The organism is Runella rosea, from assembly GCF_003325355.1.
Taxonomy (GTDB): Bacteria; Bacteroidota; Bacteroidia; order Cytophagales; family Spirosomataceae; genus Runella; species Runella rosea.
Genome location: NZ_CP030850.1, coordinates 6,115,153 through 6,128,755 on the forward strand (window position 1 = coordinate 6,115,153; position 13,603 = coordinate 6,128,755).

Annotated in this window: 16 protein-coding genes; 6 read left to right on the forward strand and 10 right to left on the reverse strand. The window is 43.8% G+C overall.

Features of this window, described 5'->3' with window-relative positions; genetic code table 11:
* Positions 1 to 9: 9 nt before the first annotated feature.
* Positions 10 to 924, reverse strand: a complete 915-nt coding sequence (locus tag DR864_RS25120; protein ID WP_114069540.1) for a DUF58 domain-containing protein — start codon at positions 922 to 924, stop codon at positions 10 to 12.
* A gap of 18 nt (positions 925 to 942) precedes the next feature.
* Positions 943 to 1,431, reverse strand: coding sequence for a septal ring lytic transglycosylase RlpA family protein (locus DR864_RS25125; RefSeq protein ID WP_229599472.1), 489 nt, complete (start codon positions 1,429 to 1,431; stop codon positions 943 to 945).
* A gap of 226 nt (positions 1,432 to 1,657) precedes the next feature.
* On the opposite strand from DR864_RS25125, the gene DR864_RS25130 reads away from it, so the two are divergent.
* Entirely contained in the window at positions 1,658 to 1,978 is a 321-nt protein-coding gene (locus DR864_RS25130; RefSeq protein WP_013925848.1) for a DUF3276 family protein, read from the forward strand.
* Positions 1,979 to 2,216: 238 nt separating this feature from the next.
* The gene (ychF, locus tag DR864_RS25135; protein ID WP_114069541.1) at positions 2,217 to 3,314 is read left to right on the forward strand and encodes a redox-regulated ATPase YchF; all 1,098 of its coding nucleotides are present in this window, start codon (positions 2,217 to 2,219) and stop codon (positions 3,312 to 3,314) included.
* 73 nt (positions 3,315 to 3,387) lie between these two features.
* On the opposite strand, the gene DR864_RS25140 is transcribed toward ychF, so the two are convergent.
* Entirely contained in the window at positions 3,388 to 3,873 is a 486-nt protein-coding gene (locus DR864_RS25140; RefSeq protein ID WP_114069542.1) for a hypothetical protein, read from the reverse strand.
* Between the two features lie 277 nt (positions 3,874 to 4,150).
* Positions 4,151 to 4,624, reverse strand: a complete 474-nt coding sequence (greA, locus tag DR864_RS25145) for a transcription elongation factor GreA (protein WP_013925845.1) — start codon at positions 4,622 to 4,624, stop codon at positions 4,151 to 4,153.
* 281 nt (positions 4,625 to 4,905) lie between these two features.
* On the opposite strand from greA, the gene fmt reads away from it, so the two are divergent.
* Both fmt and DR864_RS25155 read left to right on the forward strand, forming a co-directional pair.
* Positions 4,906 to 5,826, forward strand: coding sequence for a methionyl-tRNA formyltransferase (fmt, locus tag DR864_RS25150; RefSeq protein ID WP_262510918.1), 921 nt, complete (start codon positions 4,906 to 4,908; stop codon positions 5,824 to 5,826).
* Between the two features lie 25 nt (positions 5,827 to 5,851).
* Positions 5,852 to 6,967, forward strand: coding sequence for an MFS transporter (locus DR864_RS25155; RefSeq protein WP_114069544.1), 1,116 nt, complete (start codon positions 5,852 to 5,854; stop codon positions 6,965 to 6,967).
* A 10-nt stretch (positions 6,968 to 6,977) separates the two neighbouring features.
* Here the strand turns inward: DR864_RS25155 and DR864_RS25160 are convergent, their stop codons facing one another.
* The 3 genes from DR864_RS25160 to apaG all read right to left on the reverse strand — a co-directional run bounded on the left by DR864_RS25160 (position 6,978) and on the right by apaG (position 8,801).
* The gene (locus DR864_RS25160) at positions 6,978 to 7,415 is read right to left on the reverse strand and encodes a MarR family winged helix-turn-helix transcriptional regulator (RefSeq protein ID WP_114069545.1); all 438 of its coding nucleotides are present in this window, start codon (positions 7,413 to 7,415) and stop codon (positions 6,978 to 6,980) included.
* Between the two features lie 67 nt (positions 7,416 to 7,482).
* On the reverse strand, positions 7,483 to 8,271 hold the full coding sequence (locus tag DR864_RS25165; protein ID WP_114069546.1) for an O-methyltransferase: 789 nt from the start codon (positions 8,269 to 8,271) through the stop codon (positions 7,483 to 7,485).
* 143 nt (positions 8,272 to 8,414) lie between these two features.
* Complete coding sequence (apaG, locus tag DR864_RS25170) at positions 8,415 to 8,801, reverse strand: Co2+/Mg2+ efflux facilitator ApaG/CorD (RefSeq protein WP_114069547.1); 387 nt, start codon at positions 8,799 to 8,801, stop codon at positions 8,415 to 8,417.
* A gap of 169 nt (positions 8,802 to 8,970) precedes the next feature.
* Between apaG and ung the strand changes: the two genes are divergently transcribed.
* Complete coding sequence (ung, locus tag DR864_RS25175) at positions 8,971 to 9,636, forward strand: uracil-DNA glycosylase (protein WP_114069548.1); 666 nt, start codon at positions 8,971 to 8,973, stop codon at positions 9,634 to 9,636.
* A gap of 14 nt (positions 9,637 to 9,650) precedes the next feature.
* Here the strand turns inward: ung and DR864_RS25180 are convergent, their stop codons facing one another.
* The 3 genes from DR864_RS25180 to DR864_RS25190 form a co-directional block, all read right to left on the reverse strand.
* Complete coding sequence (locus DR864_RS25180; RefSeq protein ID WP_114069549.1) at positions 9,651 to 9,926, reverse strand: 2TM domain-containing protein; 276 nt, start codon at positions 9,924 to 9,926, stop codon at positions 9,651 to 9,653.
* Between the two features lie 21 nt (positions 9,927 to 9,947).
* Positions 9,948 to 10,220 (reverse strand): 2TM domain-containing protein, encoded by a 273-nt coding sequence (locus tag DR864_RS25185; RefSeq protein ID WP_114069550.1) that lies wholly within the window; start codon positions 10,218 to 10,220, stop codon positions 9,948 to 9,950.
* Between the two features lie 159 nt (positions 10,221 to 10,379).
* A complete protein-coding gene (locus DR864_RS25190) occupies positions 10,380 to 11,330 on the reverse strand; it encodes a DUF8428 domain-containing protein (protein WP_114069551.1) in 951 nt (316 codons plus the stop codon).
* A 439-nt stretch (positions 11,331 to 11,769) separates the two neighbouring features.
* Here DR864_RS25190 and DR864_RS25195 point away from each other — a divergent pair, with 439 nt between their 5' ends.
* A complete protein-coding gene (locus tag DR864_RS25195; protein WP_114069552.1) occupies positions 11,770 to 13,539 on the forward strand; it encodes a DNA polymerase/3'-5' exonuclease PolX in 1,770 nt (589 codons plus the stop codon).
* Positions 13,540 to 13,603: the final 64 nt, after the last annotated feature.

The window sequence follows — 13,603 nt, forward strand, 5'->3', positions numbered from 1 at the left end:
TTTCCCTTCTCAACGCATCTTGTTTCTCTTTACCAAATAAGCCGACAGGATTTGGTCGTAGCCTTTGGCCACGTCGGCTTCTATAAAGTCAATTTTATACTGACCACATTTTAATTTCAATTCCTGATAATATTTTTTGACCGCTTCTTGGTACTGCTTTTTGACTTGTCCGGGCTGAACTTTTACTTTTTCTCCTGATTCCAAATCAATGAACTCGTACGGGCGGTCATCAAAGGCAAATTCTTCTTCGGTGCGGCGGTCGGTAACGTGAAACAACAGGACTTCGTGCAGGTTGTGACGCAGGTGCTGCATGGCCGAAAAAATGCGGTCTGTTTGCGTAATATCTTCAAACATATCACTAAAAATGACAACTAACGACCGTTTGTGAATTTTTTCGGCAATCAAGTGAAGCACATCGGCCACGGCCGTTTTACGCTGTTCTTTGGGTTTTTGAAGAATACCTTCCAAGTCCAAAAAAATCTTGTGGATATGCGAAGGAGTTGATTTGATTGGCGTCTGAATTTCAATCGTATCCGAGAAAGTACACAGACTGACGGCGTCTTTCTGGCGTTGGAGGAGATTGGCGATGCTCGCCGCTGCCATCGCACTGAATGTAATCTTGTCGTGATTAGGCTCAGGATAATACATCGACGACGACGTATCAATCAACAAGTGACAGCGTAGATTGGTCTCTTCTTCGTAGCGTTTTACAAACAATCGGTCGGTTTTTCCGTATACTTTCCAGTCGATATGCCGCGTACTCTCGCCCGTATTATAGAGACGATGCTCGGCAAATTCGACCGAAAAACCATGGAAGGGAGACTTATGAAGACCCGTGATAAAACCTTCAACCAACTGCCGAGCCAGAAACTCTAAATTACCGTATTGTCTTACTCTTGCAACATCCAGCGTTCGTGTGCTCATTGGCAGTTTTGGGAAAGGTTAAAGTTTGTTGGCCTTTTCGATGATATCTCCCGTATCGGTGATGATTTCATTTTGTCCGAGCAAAATCATTCCTTCCATACCAACCACTCGAAGCTTGACCGAAGCGATGCCAGATTTAATAAAACCTAGGTGTTCGGCAGCGGCGCGAGTCAGGTCAATCAGACGTGTATGATGAAAAGGGCCTCGGTCATTAACTCTAACAATCACCGATTTATTGTTTGATAGATTCGTTACTTCAATCATGGTGTTGATTGGGAGGGAACGATGGGCGGCGGTTAATTCTTTCTGGTTAAATTTTTCGCCAGAAGAGGTCTGCCGACCGTCAAACATTTTGTTGTAAAAAGACGCTTTCCCCTGTTCTTCTTTGCCTAACAATTGTGCTGAAGCAGAATTTAATGTGAAAAACGACAACAGTAAAATTAAATAAAATGGGGTATAATACATAGGTTTTTTCGGGTTTAATTCCACTAAAAGAATGGTTTCCACAGAGCTTTCACCTCGAAGCCTACTCAAAAAAATGCAACCTAAAAAAGGGTTATAGGTTGATAATAAGGCACAAATTTAATATAATCTATGTTTTTTACAAAACCAATTTTAAAAGGCATGTTCTTAATAACGTAAAAGTCGGTAACTTTATTTTACAAAAATTTTGAAAGGCAACAACAAAACATGTACTTTAGCGTTTGCTAAAACTCTAAACCTACTAAGTATAGTGGAAGATAAAGACCGAGAAAAAATCTACTCTAAGCGCGTAAAAGCCGGCAAAAGAACCTACTTTTTTGATGTGCGTTCGACTCGTTCCAATGATTATTATCTTACAATCACCGAGAGTCGCCGTTTTCCGCAAGGAGACGGATTTGCGTATGAAAAACACAAGATGTTTCTCTACAAAGAAGATTTCGACAAATTTGTGGACGCACTTCAGGACACCGTAAATCACATCAAAACAGAATTAATGCCAAATATTGATTTCTCGCAGTACGCCGTACGTGAGGAAGAAGATTATAGCGGTAGCGATTTGAAGTGGGAGTAATACCTGTTTTCTAAAACTATCCAAGAACTTGCCTCCGGTACTTACCGGAGGCCTTTTGGTTTTGTAGGTAAGTCTAAATATACTAATTTTGCAGCCTCACTCAAGTGAGTTATATTATTATTTGTTCATAACGAGGGAGGAGAGGTCGTTGGAAATGAAGTAAAAGATAGGGTATTTGCCTATTGATGAGCTTTCTGTCTAACCCGCAACTCAAAACTCAAAACTCAAAACTCCCGGAATGTCTCTCCAATGTGGTATTGTCGGATTGCCGAATGTGGGCAAATCCACCCTTTTTAGTGCATTGTCAAGTGCAAAGGCTGAAGCAGCCAATTATCCCTTCTGTACCATTGAACCCAACGTAGGCGTGGTAGAAGTGCCCGACGAGCGGATGCAAATACTGGAAGGCTTAGTGAATCCACAACGTATGGTGCCTACCATCGTCGAAATCGTCGATATTGCTGGACTTGTACGCGGTGCAAGCAAAGGGCAAGGCTTAGGAAATCAGTTTTTGGCAAATATTCGGGAAGTGGATGCCATTATCCACGTGGTTCGTTGCTTTGCCGACGATAACATCGTACACGTAGAAGGGCGCGTTAATCCTGTCAGCGATAAAGAAATCATTGATTTGGAGCTTCAATTGAAAGATTTGGACTCCATTGAGAAGAAATTTGCACGGGTTGAAAAAGCGGCCCGCGTTGGAGATGCAAAAGCCAAGGTCGAGCTTGAAATTATTACGCGCGTTAAAAATGCCTTGCTCCACGGTAAAAGCGTTAGGGCCGTAGGACTGACGGAAGATGAAAAAGCGGCCATTGCTGACTTACAATTGTTGACCATCAAGCCAGTCATCTACGTAGCAAACGTCGACGAATCGGCCATCATCAACGGCAACGAATACGTGGATCAATTGAAAGCGGCTGTGGCCGAAGAGAATGCCGAAGTGATTGTGCTTTGCGCGGCCATTGAATCAGAAATTGCCGAAATGGAAGACCCCGAAGAGCGCGCAGTGTTTTTGGAAGAATACGGTTTGAAAGAATCTGGTTTGAACAGATTGATTCGGGCATCGTATCACATTTTAAATCTGATTACGTACTTTACGGCGGGTGTCAAAGAAGTACGCGCATGGACCATTCAGCGGGGCTGGAAAGCACCGCAAGCCGCTGGGGTGATTCACACTGACTTTGAGAAGGGCTTTATTCGGGCCGAAGTCATTAAACTGAGCGATTACGAAAAGTACAAAACCGAGGCTGCTTGCCGCGATGCGGGTAAGATTTCGGTAGAAGGAAAAGAATACGTGGTGCAAGATGGTGATATCATGCACTTCCGTTTTAACGTATAATTATTTAACGTCGGCGAGGGCTGCGCGCCCTGGTTCAAAACCTCGCCGACGTTAACTTTCGACGTTTTATAGTTTACCAATCGTCGGTTTCTTCCGCTTTTTTCTTGCCAAACAACGCCCTAAAAGTACCTGACATGTGAATCATGTTATCGACGCGATTTTTGGCTTGACTCAGTAAATGCACATTGATACCTTCGCTAATCATTTGCGTCAGCGAGTTGGAGAGCATGCACATTTCTTCGACATTCACCGAAAAATCACTGACAACATACTTCTGAAAGCCTCGGTCTTTGAGGTCTGCAAAGAAGAGGACAAGGCAAAAATCTTGCCCTTCAAAATAGGTAATGACTCGATTTGAATCAAATTTTTTTGGCATTTCCTGATGGTCTACCAACCCATCTACAATCGCAACTTCTTCGTTGGTCATGTATAAATGAGGAGTCAAATATACTGGTGGCTGATAATTCATTTTACTTTTTCTGATTTTGGAATACTTAGCGATATTACTCAATAAACGCGCTTTGTTGAGCAAATCTTGTAAGTAAAATCCATTTATCATAACTTTTTGTAGAATATATTTAATTATTTTAAGATTTTGCTAAGTGTGTTTTTAAAGTAATTTTACTTGAAAACACAGTAAAAATCTATAAACCACCGTTAGCCAAATTATATTTGGCAGCATTTGGCAAAAAAAACGAATAAATGGGTTGTTTTTGAAACTAATTATCTAAAATGAGAAATTTTGTTTGGGAATAAAAAAAAGTGGGCAGCTTTAGGAAGCCTGCCCACTTTTAGTTCAAAATCTATGCCAGCACGGAGCTGGGGTATTTTGAGGTCTATCTTGATATTTCCAATACCTCAAACTCCATGGCTCCCGCAGGAACCTGAAATTGAGCTACATCACCTACCTTTTTTCCCAGCAGACCTTTGCCGATGGGAGAGCCAACGGAGATTTTTCCGAGTTTCAAATCGGCCTCTTCCTCAGACACAAGGGTGTAGGTCACAACGGCGTTGTTCTTACGGTTTTTTATCTTGACTTTAGACAACACAGCCACCTGCGACGTATCAATTGACGATTCATCGAGGATGCGGGCATTGCCCAAGACTTCTTCTAATTTAGAGATTTTTGCTTCGTGCAATCCCTGTGCTTCTTTGGCGGCATCATACTCGGCATTTTCGCTTAAATCACCCTTATCGCGAGCTTCAGCTATTGCTCTTGCTATTTCTTGTCGGCCCCGCGTTTTTAAGTCCTGCAACTCAGCCTTAAGCTTGTTGAGACCTTCTTCGGTGTAGTACTGTATTTTAGCCATTTTGCTTTACTGTACGTTAATTGTTATAGGATATTTGTTAGTGGTAAAGAAATTTCTGGTACTATGGACAAAAAAAAAGAACGGTGAAATGACCGCTCTACAAATGGATGGTAGAATCTGTCACTTCTTCAGCAAGACCGAAAAGTATTCGTCGTGTCGGTTCATAGTCGAGAATTGAATCACAAAATTAGCAATATTTGCAACTGAAATCAATATCCCCAAAGGCTTTATCCTAAAAAATAGCCTTATTGTACTACTTTAAACGTAGAAATTAATTTCTTATGACAGGTCTTCGGATTATTTTTATGGGTACACCCGAATTTGCGGTGAGCAGTCTTCAAAAGCTCGTGGAAAGTGGCTCAAATGTGGTGGCGGTGGTGACAGCACCCGATAAACCCGCTGGGCGGGGTTTGCAATTGACGCCTTCGCCCGTGAAGCAATACGCCTTGTCGCAGGGGATTCCTGTTCTTCAACCTGAAAAACTTAAAAACCCCGATTTTTTGGAAGAATTGCGCAGCTATCAGGCGGATTTGCAAGTGGTGGTGGCTTTTCGGATGTTGCCCGAAGTCGTTTGGAATATGCCGCCAAAAGGAACATTTAACCTTCATGCGTCGCTTTTGCCCCAGTATCGTGGGGCGGCACCCATCAATTGGGCCATCATCAACGGCGAAACGCAAACGGGCGTTACAACTTTTTTTCTGCAACATGAGATAGATACAGGTCAAATCATTTTTCAGGAAACCGAGCCGATTCACGAAGATGATACAGTAGGCACACTCTACGAGCGTTTGATGCAAAAAGGGGCAGCTTTGGTCGTGAAAACCGCGCAGGCTGTACAGGACGGTAATTATCCTCAAATCCCACAACCTGAGATTGAGGAGTTAAAAAGTGCTCCCAAGATTTTTAAGGAGACCTGCCAAATCCAATGGACGCAATCTGCTTCTGCTATTCGCAACTTTGTGCGTGGATTATCCCCCTATCCGACTGCTTGGACTACCCTCAATGGAAAAATCTGTAAAGTGTACAAGGTTTCAGTGGCCAATCAAGAATCCAGTGAACGAGAAACTGGAGATTTTGTGACCGATAATAAATCATTCCTTCATTTCAAGACGGGTGATGGTTGGCTGGCGATTGAGGAGCTACAACTAGAAGGGAAAAAACGCATGGGAATTGAAGAATTCCTGCGAGGCGCTAAACTATAATTTCATTTTCTTAACCTACATCTTCATGCCTCCAAGTCGAATATCCGTCAGTTTGATCTTCTTCATTTGTGGATTCATCTATACCAATTGGAGTACCCGATTACCCAGTATTCAAACACTTTTTTCGCTCAACAACAGCACTTTAGGACTAATGCTCCTTTGTGTAGCAGTGGGCTCACTCACGTCCATGCCGCTCACGGGTTGGCTCATTGCACGTCGGGGCAGCAAATTTGCCACAACGCTGTCGCTTTTGTTGTTTTGTTGTTCGTTATTTTTGTTTCCGTTGCTATCCTTAAAATGGCACTTAGCAGTCTTTTTTTACATAATCGGCGCGTTTATGGGGGCGCTGGATGTTGCAATGAACGCCCAAGCGGTGGCGATTGAGCAACGCTATAATGCTCTGATGATGTCTTCTTTTCACGCCATTTTCAGCGTAGGAATGATGCTTGGTGCATTGAGTGGTTCTTTTTTTGTGCCGTTTAGCACCACGTTTCACTTTGCGGTCGTTTCGGCGGGGGCTTTGGTGATTGCGGTGGCTTGTGTGTTCTTTTTGATTCCAGATACGGTCAAACCGTCGAACGAAGGCGTGGCTTTTCGGCTACCCGACCGCTCCATGCTTTTTATGGGTCTGATTGCGTTTTGTGCCATGTTGGGGGAGGGCGCAATGGCCGATTGGAGCACCAACTACCTGAAAAATGTTCTCCAAACCAATGCCGCGATGGCACCACTGGGTTTGTCGGCGTTTTCGGCCGCGATGACGATTGGGCGTTTCGGAGGGGATAAAATCCGAACAATTTTTGGGGATAAACGCCTTATTTTGGCAAATTCGGCTCTGGCAATGCTCGGTTTGGTGGTTGCGTTGATGATTCCCTCCGTGTGGGTGGCCATTGGTGGTCTTTTTTTGGTGGGCTTGGGCCTATCAACCATTATTCCCATTATTTATAGCAACGCAGGTCACAACACATCATTACCCAACGGCGTAGGATTGGCCATGGTTAGTACGTTGGGCTACTTTGGGTTTTTGTTTGGGCCGCCAGTCATTGGCTTTCTGGCAGACTCGCAGGGGTTGCGGGCAGCGCTGGTGTTTGTGGTGCTCCTTTTTGGAGTAATGGTGGTTTTGGGCCGAAAAATAGAAACTTAGTAGGAAGTCGTTATTCGCTGAAATTCTGATAGATAGAGTCCATAATTCTAACAAAATGGGCGTAGTCTTCTTCGTTAAGTTCTCCCCAACCTTGACGACGGATTTCTTTGACCACGGGCAAAACCATCTCGAATGTTTTGGTGCCTTCGGGCATTAAAAAAATGTTGAATTTACGCCGGTCTTCGTCCGACATGCGGCGCTCGACCAATCCTTTCTTGACGAGCAAATCCAAAATGCGCGTCACTGTGGGGGCGTCTTTGGTGGTGAGTTCGGCTAACATATTTTGACTTATTCCCTGATTTCTGGCTACGTGGTCAATCAATACCCATTGGTCTACCGTCAAATCAAATCCCGAATCGTTGAAACGTTTCTGTAACACGTTGCGGATTTTCTTGATGGTGGTATCAATTTTGAAAAAATAGGCACGAGAATCGGAAGGGTGAGTCATGAGGTTAAAGTATTAGCCTGCTAATAATTGCTCTGCAAATTAAGATAGGATTTTTAAAAGAGCAAACCTATCGCCAAAATCGCCAACGCAACACGAAATTTTGTTTGGGTTGTTTTTTTCGGAAGAAAACCAACCCAACCGAAAACAAATCAATCGTGACCGTAACGGACGGATGTTGGGTGATATACTCCCAGGCGGCTTCCATCTCGGGAGACCAATGAATATCATCAAAAACAAAGAGACTATTTTCGTGGGCCTTGGTCAGGCAGGTTTCGAAGTAGCGGACGGTAGGCTCGTACCGGTGATTGGCATCAAAAAAGGCAAAGTCGATACTGGGGATAGCGGCTACCTGAGCATTCAGGGTTTCGTCTAAATTTCCAACAATGACTTCAATCGGGGCCAATGCGCCAATTTTTTCGAAATTACGTCGGGCTAAGTTGGCCGTTTCGGGGCAGCCTTCAAAAGTGAAAATGTGCGCATCTGGCTTGGCGGATGCCAAGTAGAGGGTGGTCAGGCCCAATGAAGTTCCCAAATCAAAAATCGTGGAATAATTGAAATGCTGAATCAGTCGGTAGAAAAGTCGCCCCAACTGAGCCGATTTTTTTGAATGTTTCGCCACGTCGCGCACTTCCCTAACGGGGGAGGCATTCACTTTTGAACCCGCCCCAAAATCGGTAATTGTGAGGGTTTCACGACTTTGAAGCATTTCGTTGCGCAGCGCTTCAATGGCTTCAAAACGGGGCTTTAAAGTATCTTTTTTGATTGTATTTAGATAGAGATCGAATACAAAAGGAGAATGAAGACCGTGTTCGTTTTGGGCAGCAAAAAAATAGCGAAAAATAGGACGAAGGAACAAAATCGGGGGGATTTAATAACCGAAAAATGGAGAACCGCAGAAGGTAAAACTGCGAGACCGAAAAAATAAATTATCGGGGGATATACAGTATTTTCTGTTTGATAGAATAATTGACAACAATTTTGCACTACCTAAAATGAGGCCTAATTCAGACGGTAGGGGGCAATCATCGTAAACTCAGGAATTGTTACGTTGAATTGTTTGCCGTCCATGATGCGCTCCATCAGGTAAGTGCCGCCCATTTTACCCATGCTGGTGCGAAGGTTGCAGCCCGATACGTATTCATGGACTTCGCCAGGTTCAAGCACGGGTTGTTGCCCTACTACGCCTTCGCCTTCTACTTCCCGAACGGTACCGTTTGAGTCATGGATGAACCAGTGCCGGCGCAACAATTGTACCGTATGCTCGCTGTGATTTTCGATGGTAATGCGGTACGTAAATACGAAATGGGCCTGCATCGGGCTCGAATATTCGGGCTGATATTGCGTCAATACGCTTACTCGAACGCCTTCTGTAATCGCGGATGTCATGGTTTTATGAAGCTTTACTAACTTTATAACCAAAATTAGGTTTTAATCATTAAAAAAACCAAATCTTTGTCAAAAAAGTATCTCAATGCTTACAACGAACAGTATAGCCTTACTGTTTTAGGCAGAGGTTCATTTTAAACCATAAATTTTAAACCCGTCATTATTTTGTATGGATATTAAGATTGAAGCTTCGTGGAAGGCTCGATTGCAGACCGAATTTGAACAGCCTTATTTTGCCGACTTGGTTGCGTATGTGCGTCAGGAATACAAAACCCAACAAATCTATCCACCTGGCAAACTGATGTTTAATGCATTTGATAAATGCCCTTTTGACAAAACCAAAGTGGTCATTTTGGGGCAAGACCCTTACCATGGTAGAGGGCAAGCCAACGGGCTTTGCTTTTCGGTCAACGACGGTGTTACTATCCCTCCTTCGCTCATCAATATTTTCAAAGAAATTCAAAATGATTTGGGGAAGCCTTTTCCGCGCAGCGGAAACTTGGAGCGATGGGCCGAGCAGGGAGTACTCCTCCTCAACGCCACGCTTACCGTGCAGGAAGGCAAGCCAGGCTCTCATCAAGGGCACGGCTGGGAACAATTCTCAGATGCCGTCATTCGTCATTTAAACGACGATAAAGAGGGGCTGGTCTTTCTGCTGTGGGGAAGATATGCGCAGGACAAAGGCCGAATCATTGACCCCAAAAAACATTTTGTGCTGAAATCAAAACACCCTTCGCCGATGTCGGCCAACTCTGGTGGTTGGTTTGGCAATAATCACTTTAGTCAGGCAAATAATTATTTGAAAGCCAAGGGTTTGCAGGAGATTGAATGGTAGAATATTGAGCCATTTTATAAACCATTCTGTTTTTCTTTCAAGAGCTTTTGATATTCCTGTTCGGCGAGGTCATCGTCGTTAGGGCGAATGTAGGCGCGGTAATATTGGGTGACGAGGCCAATTCCCCAAAAAACGAGTACCCAACCGGGCCAAAAATGACTCTTGGTTCCAGAAGTAAGGTACCAAATGGTGATTAAAATGGCGTTTGTGAACAGATAAGACATTAAATCGCGTTGGAAATGGGCCCTTCGCTTGGCGATTCTCCAGAGCTTTTCGTCACGAGGTTGCATGTAAAAGCAGGGTTAAAGGTGTCATTCTTTGTTCAAAAGCTTCTGATATTCGCGTTCTACCATGTTTTTTTCACTGTAAGTGTACGCCGAAAAATAATGAGATACAAGCCCTATTCCCCAACCGAAAGATGTCCATACGGGCCAAGGATAGGTATCGCCTCGGCTCCATATCAGGCCAAAGGCCCACAAGGTCCATAAGGCAGCGTTGACAAAAAGGTACACATAAAGGTGGCTTTTGAACGAAGCTCTTGCTTTTGCCATTTTCCAAAGTTGGGGGTCGCGTTGCGTTTCCATTGCATTTCAGGATTTAAGGATGATTAACCGATTGTTTGTTTTTGGCTGACTGATGCAACAAAAATAAAATGCGGTTGGGAGTTACCCAACCGCATTCTGACAGACTTGACTTTCAAGAAGATGAATCAGGCTTTTTAAAGAGTCAATTGCCTTGTCGAATTATTTAATCGTGAAATTGCTTGAGCCAATGCGGAATCCTTCCGAATATACTTCCACGCTGTATTTACCTGGGCGGAAGCGTTGTGCATTGTCATAGGTCATTTCAACCATTTGATTTGTATTTTGATAAGCTACGCGGTCTTTAGTGGTGAACATCATCTCTTGTCCTTTCCAGTTGAATTTGCCCGAGCCCATTGCTTCGTCAGAGATTACCGCGCCGTCTGGATCAAGTACACGTACATAAATCTCTTTTTCTTCAGGCTGGGTTAATGGGTTAGACGGCAGAGTGAACTGTAATCTGATTTTGTCTACGCGTTTTGCCTTGTAGCTGTCGTCGTTTTTAATTTTACCTTTAGGAGTAACGGCCAACACTTTGATATTTTCGGCCTTGAGTGCAGCGCCAATGGCAACTTTTTCGCTCAATTCCCGATTTTGACTGCTGTAGGTCATTACAGAGTCGGTAAGCTGTTGTTTTACCTGCGTCAAGGCTTCTTTTTCGGTCTTGAGACCTGTATTTTCGGTACTTAAGTTTTGATTGGTTGCTGCCAATACGCCGTTTTCTTCTCTAAGTTTTACGAGTTCGACGTCTTTATCGGCCAGAAATTGCTCGTATTCTTTGATTTTCGCGGTGTATTTGCCAATCTCAAATCGCATGTTTTTCTTCAAGTTGGCTTTGTCCGTTTCTAGTCGAGCTTTTACTTTCATTAGCTCTTCTATATTGCCACCAAGTTGCTGTGTTTCGGCGATTTTTGCGTCTAAATTACGTGATACCGAATCTAATTTCGTTTGAGTAAACGCGAGTTCTTTTGCTTTTTCAACAATCGCGACCTCTTTTGTCTCGGTTTGGCCTTTTTGATCGAAGTACATAAAACCGAATGCACCCGCCGCCAACGTCATGATAACCAGTCCTACCCAAGCGAATGTACCCTTGTTTTGCTGATTGTTTTCCATAATTGTAATTGTTTTATTAGTGAAACATGAGTTAAAATAAAGGTAAAGCGATATATCATACGTAATCTTTGGGGTGATAGTGATGCAATAGTTTGATAAAATTTTATTCCACGCTGCTTTTGCAACTTTTACGTGGATTATTATTCATTGAATGGGGTGTTTTTTGCCCAAATCGGGCAAATACCGTTGATTTTTCGCCCAAAATGAATTGGTATGTCCCACAATTGGACACCACAAAAGATAAATTCATGCCATTGTTAACGAAGTAGTCCGTTGAACTAATATGAAAAAGGGAAAGCCTACGGTAGATGGGCAGGTTTTTTTGGTATTATTTGACCGTTGAATCTTCTTTTACTTGGCTTATCTGCGTTTATTTACAAATATTTTTGTTGATTAAAACCCTCGAAATAAGTAACCATCCCTAATTCTTTTTTTAGTTATGTCTAACGACGAAATTGTAGAAATCCTTGAACTAACGACCAAATTGCTTGAACTGCATGATGCAGATACTTTTAAAATCCGCACCTATTCGTCGGCGGCTTTTAACCTGAGTCGGCTCAATGGCCAAGAATTGGCGACATTGTCGACCGCAGCATTGACCCAATTGCCGGGTGTGGGGAAAAGTATGGCCGCCAAAATTCAGGAAATCGTGCAAACGGGACGCTTGACTGAGCTGGAACAACTCATGGCTCAAACACCCGTAGGAGTGCTCGAGATGTTTAAAATAAAAGGAATTGGTGCCAAAAAAATCGGGACAATCTGGCGGCAATTGGGCATCGACACCATTGCGGGCTTACAAGAAGCGTGTGAGACTGGTCAAATTGCAAAATTGAAAGGATTTGGCGAAAGTACCCAGCAGAAAATTCTGGCTTCGATGGCGTTTTTACAAAGCCAAATGGGCAAGGTACGTATGGACAAGGGCGCAATTTTGGCTGAGTTAATCAGGGAGGAACTTCAGAAACACTTTCCAAATGTGGTGATAACGGGAGAGGTAGCGCGTAAAAATGAAACGGTTGAAACAATTCAGCTGCTGGTCGGTACGGAGTCGCCTGTGGCGGCTATACGTCAAATCAATGAAATAAGGTGGTTATTGCAAAACGAAAAAATATCTTCCCCTTTTACGTGGCGGGGCAAGATTGTTGACCGCAGTACCACTACCGACTTGCCACCGCAGGGCGAAGAAGTAGAGCAGAAAAAAACGCTGGAAATTCAGGTAGAAATTGTTTTTGTACAACCTGATAGGTTTGAAAGTGAACGATTTATTTTAGAAAGTACCGAAGCGCATTTAAGGCAATCGACGGCGTTGGGAACCTCTTTGTTGGCAGTAGCTTACAGCAATTCCCGCGAAGAATCCGCCGAAGCTATTTACCAAAAAGCAGGGTTGCCGTACGTAGTACCCGAAATGCGCGAAGGCTTGGGAGAATTTGAGTGGCTGACCAAACATACAAATGAAGACCTGATTACGTGGGATGCCCTGCGGGGAATTTTACACAACCACAGTACCTATTCCGACGGGAAGCACAGCCTGGAAGTGATGGCGCGGTATTGTCAAGAATTGGGATTTGAATACCTGGGCATTGCAGACCACTCACAAACGGCAAGTTATGCCAATGGTCTCCGGGTCGATCGGGTCAAATTGCAGCACGAAGAAATTGACCGCCTGAATCAGACGTTGTCTTCCAATGCCTCCAAACCGTTTAAAATCCTGAAAGGAATTGAGTCTGACATCCTCAGTGACGGTTCGTTGGACTACCCAGAGGAGGTGCTGAAAACCTTTGATTACGTGGTGGCATCGGTCCACAGTAACCTCACTATGAGCCTTGAAAAAGCAACGGGACGTTTGTTGGCGGCGATTGAAAATCCATACACTACGATATTGGGCCACCCCACAGGACGGCTGTTGCTGGCTCGGGAAGGGTATCCGATTGACCATAAAGTGATTATTGAGGCATGTGCACGCCACGGAGTGGTCATTGAAATCAACGCGAGTCCTTGGCGTTTGGATTTGGATTGGCGTTGGATAAGGTATTGCATGGACAAAGGGGTAATGCTCAGTATCAATCCTGATGCGCACCAAAAAGAAGGCTATTTTGACATGCATTACGGAGTAAACGTAGCCAGAAAAGGTGGCCTAACCAAAGAGATGACATTCAACGCGTTGAGCTTGGCGGAAATAGAAGCTTACCTTGAGAAAAGAAAAAATGGATAAATGCAAAGACGAAGTTACCAGAAGCCAAAAATGGAGAAGCGGACACCGCTTCTCCATTTTTTTG

Coding starts and splice junctions, on each gene's coding strand:
- ychF (WP_114069541.1), top strand. CDS start 2,217: ATGTCTCTCCAATGTGGTATTGTCGGATTGCCGAATGTGGGCAAATCC.
- DR864_RS25155 (WP_114069544.1), top strand. CDS start 5,852: ATGCCTCCAAGTCGAATATCCGTCAGTTTGATCTTCTTCATTTGTGGA.
- DR864_RS25195 (WP_114069552.1), top strand. CDS start 11,770: ATGTCTAACGACGAAATTGTAGAAATCCTTGAACTAACGACCAAATTG.
- DR864_RS25190 (WP_114069551.1), bottom strand. CDS start 11,330: ATGGAAAACAATCAGCAAAACAAGGGTACATTCGCTTGGGTAGGACTG.
- DR864_RS25160 (WP_114069545.1), bottom strand. CDS start 7,415: ATGACTCACCCTTCCGATTCTCGTGCCTATTTTTTCAAAATTGATACC.
- apaG (WP_114069547.1), bottom strand. CDS start 8,801: ATGACATCCGCGATTACAGAAGGCGTTCGAGTAAGCGTATTGACGCAA.
- DR864_RS25120 (WP_114069540.1), bottom strand. CDS start 924: ATGAGCACACGAACGCTGGATGTTGCAAGAGTAAGACAATACGGTAAT.
- ung (WP_114069548.1), top strand. CDS start 8,971: ATGGATATTAAGATTGAAGCTTCGTGGAAGGCTCGATTGCAGACCGAA.
- greA (WP_013925845.1), bottom strand. CDS start 4,624: ATGGCTAAAATACAGTACTACACCGAAGAAGGTCTCAACAAGCTTAAG.
- fmt (WP_262510918.1), top strand. CDS start 4,906: ATGACAGGTCTTCGGATTATTTTTATGGGTACACCCGAATTTGCGGTG.
- DR864_RS25185 (WP_114069550.1), bottom strand. CDS start 10,220: ATGGAAACGCAACGCGACCCCCAACTTTGGAAAATGGCAAAAGCAAGA.
- DR864_RS25180 (WP_114069549.1), bottom strand. CDS start 9,926: ATGCAACCTCGTGACGAAAAGCTCTGGAGAATCGCCAAGCGAAGGGCC.
- DR864_RS25140 (WP_114069542.1), bottom strand. CDS start 3,873: ATGATAAATGGATTTTACTTACAAGATTTGCTCAACAAAGCGCGTTTA.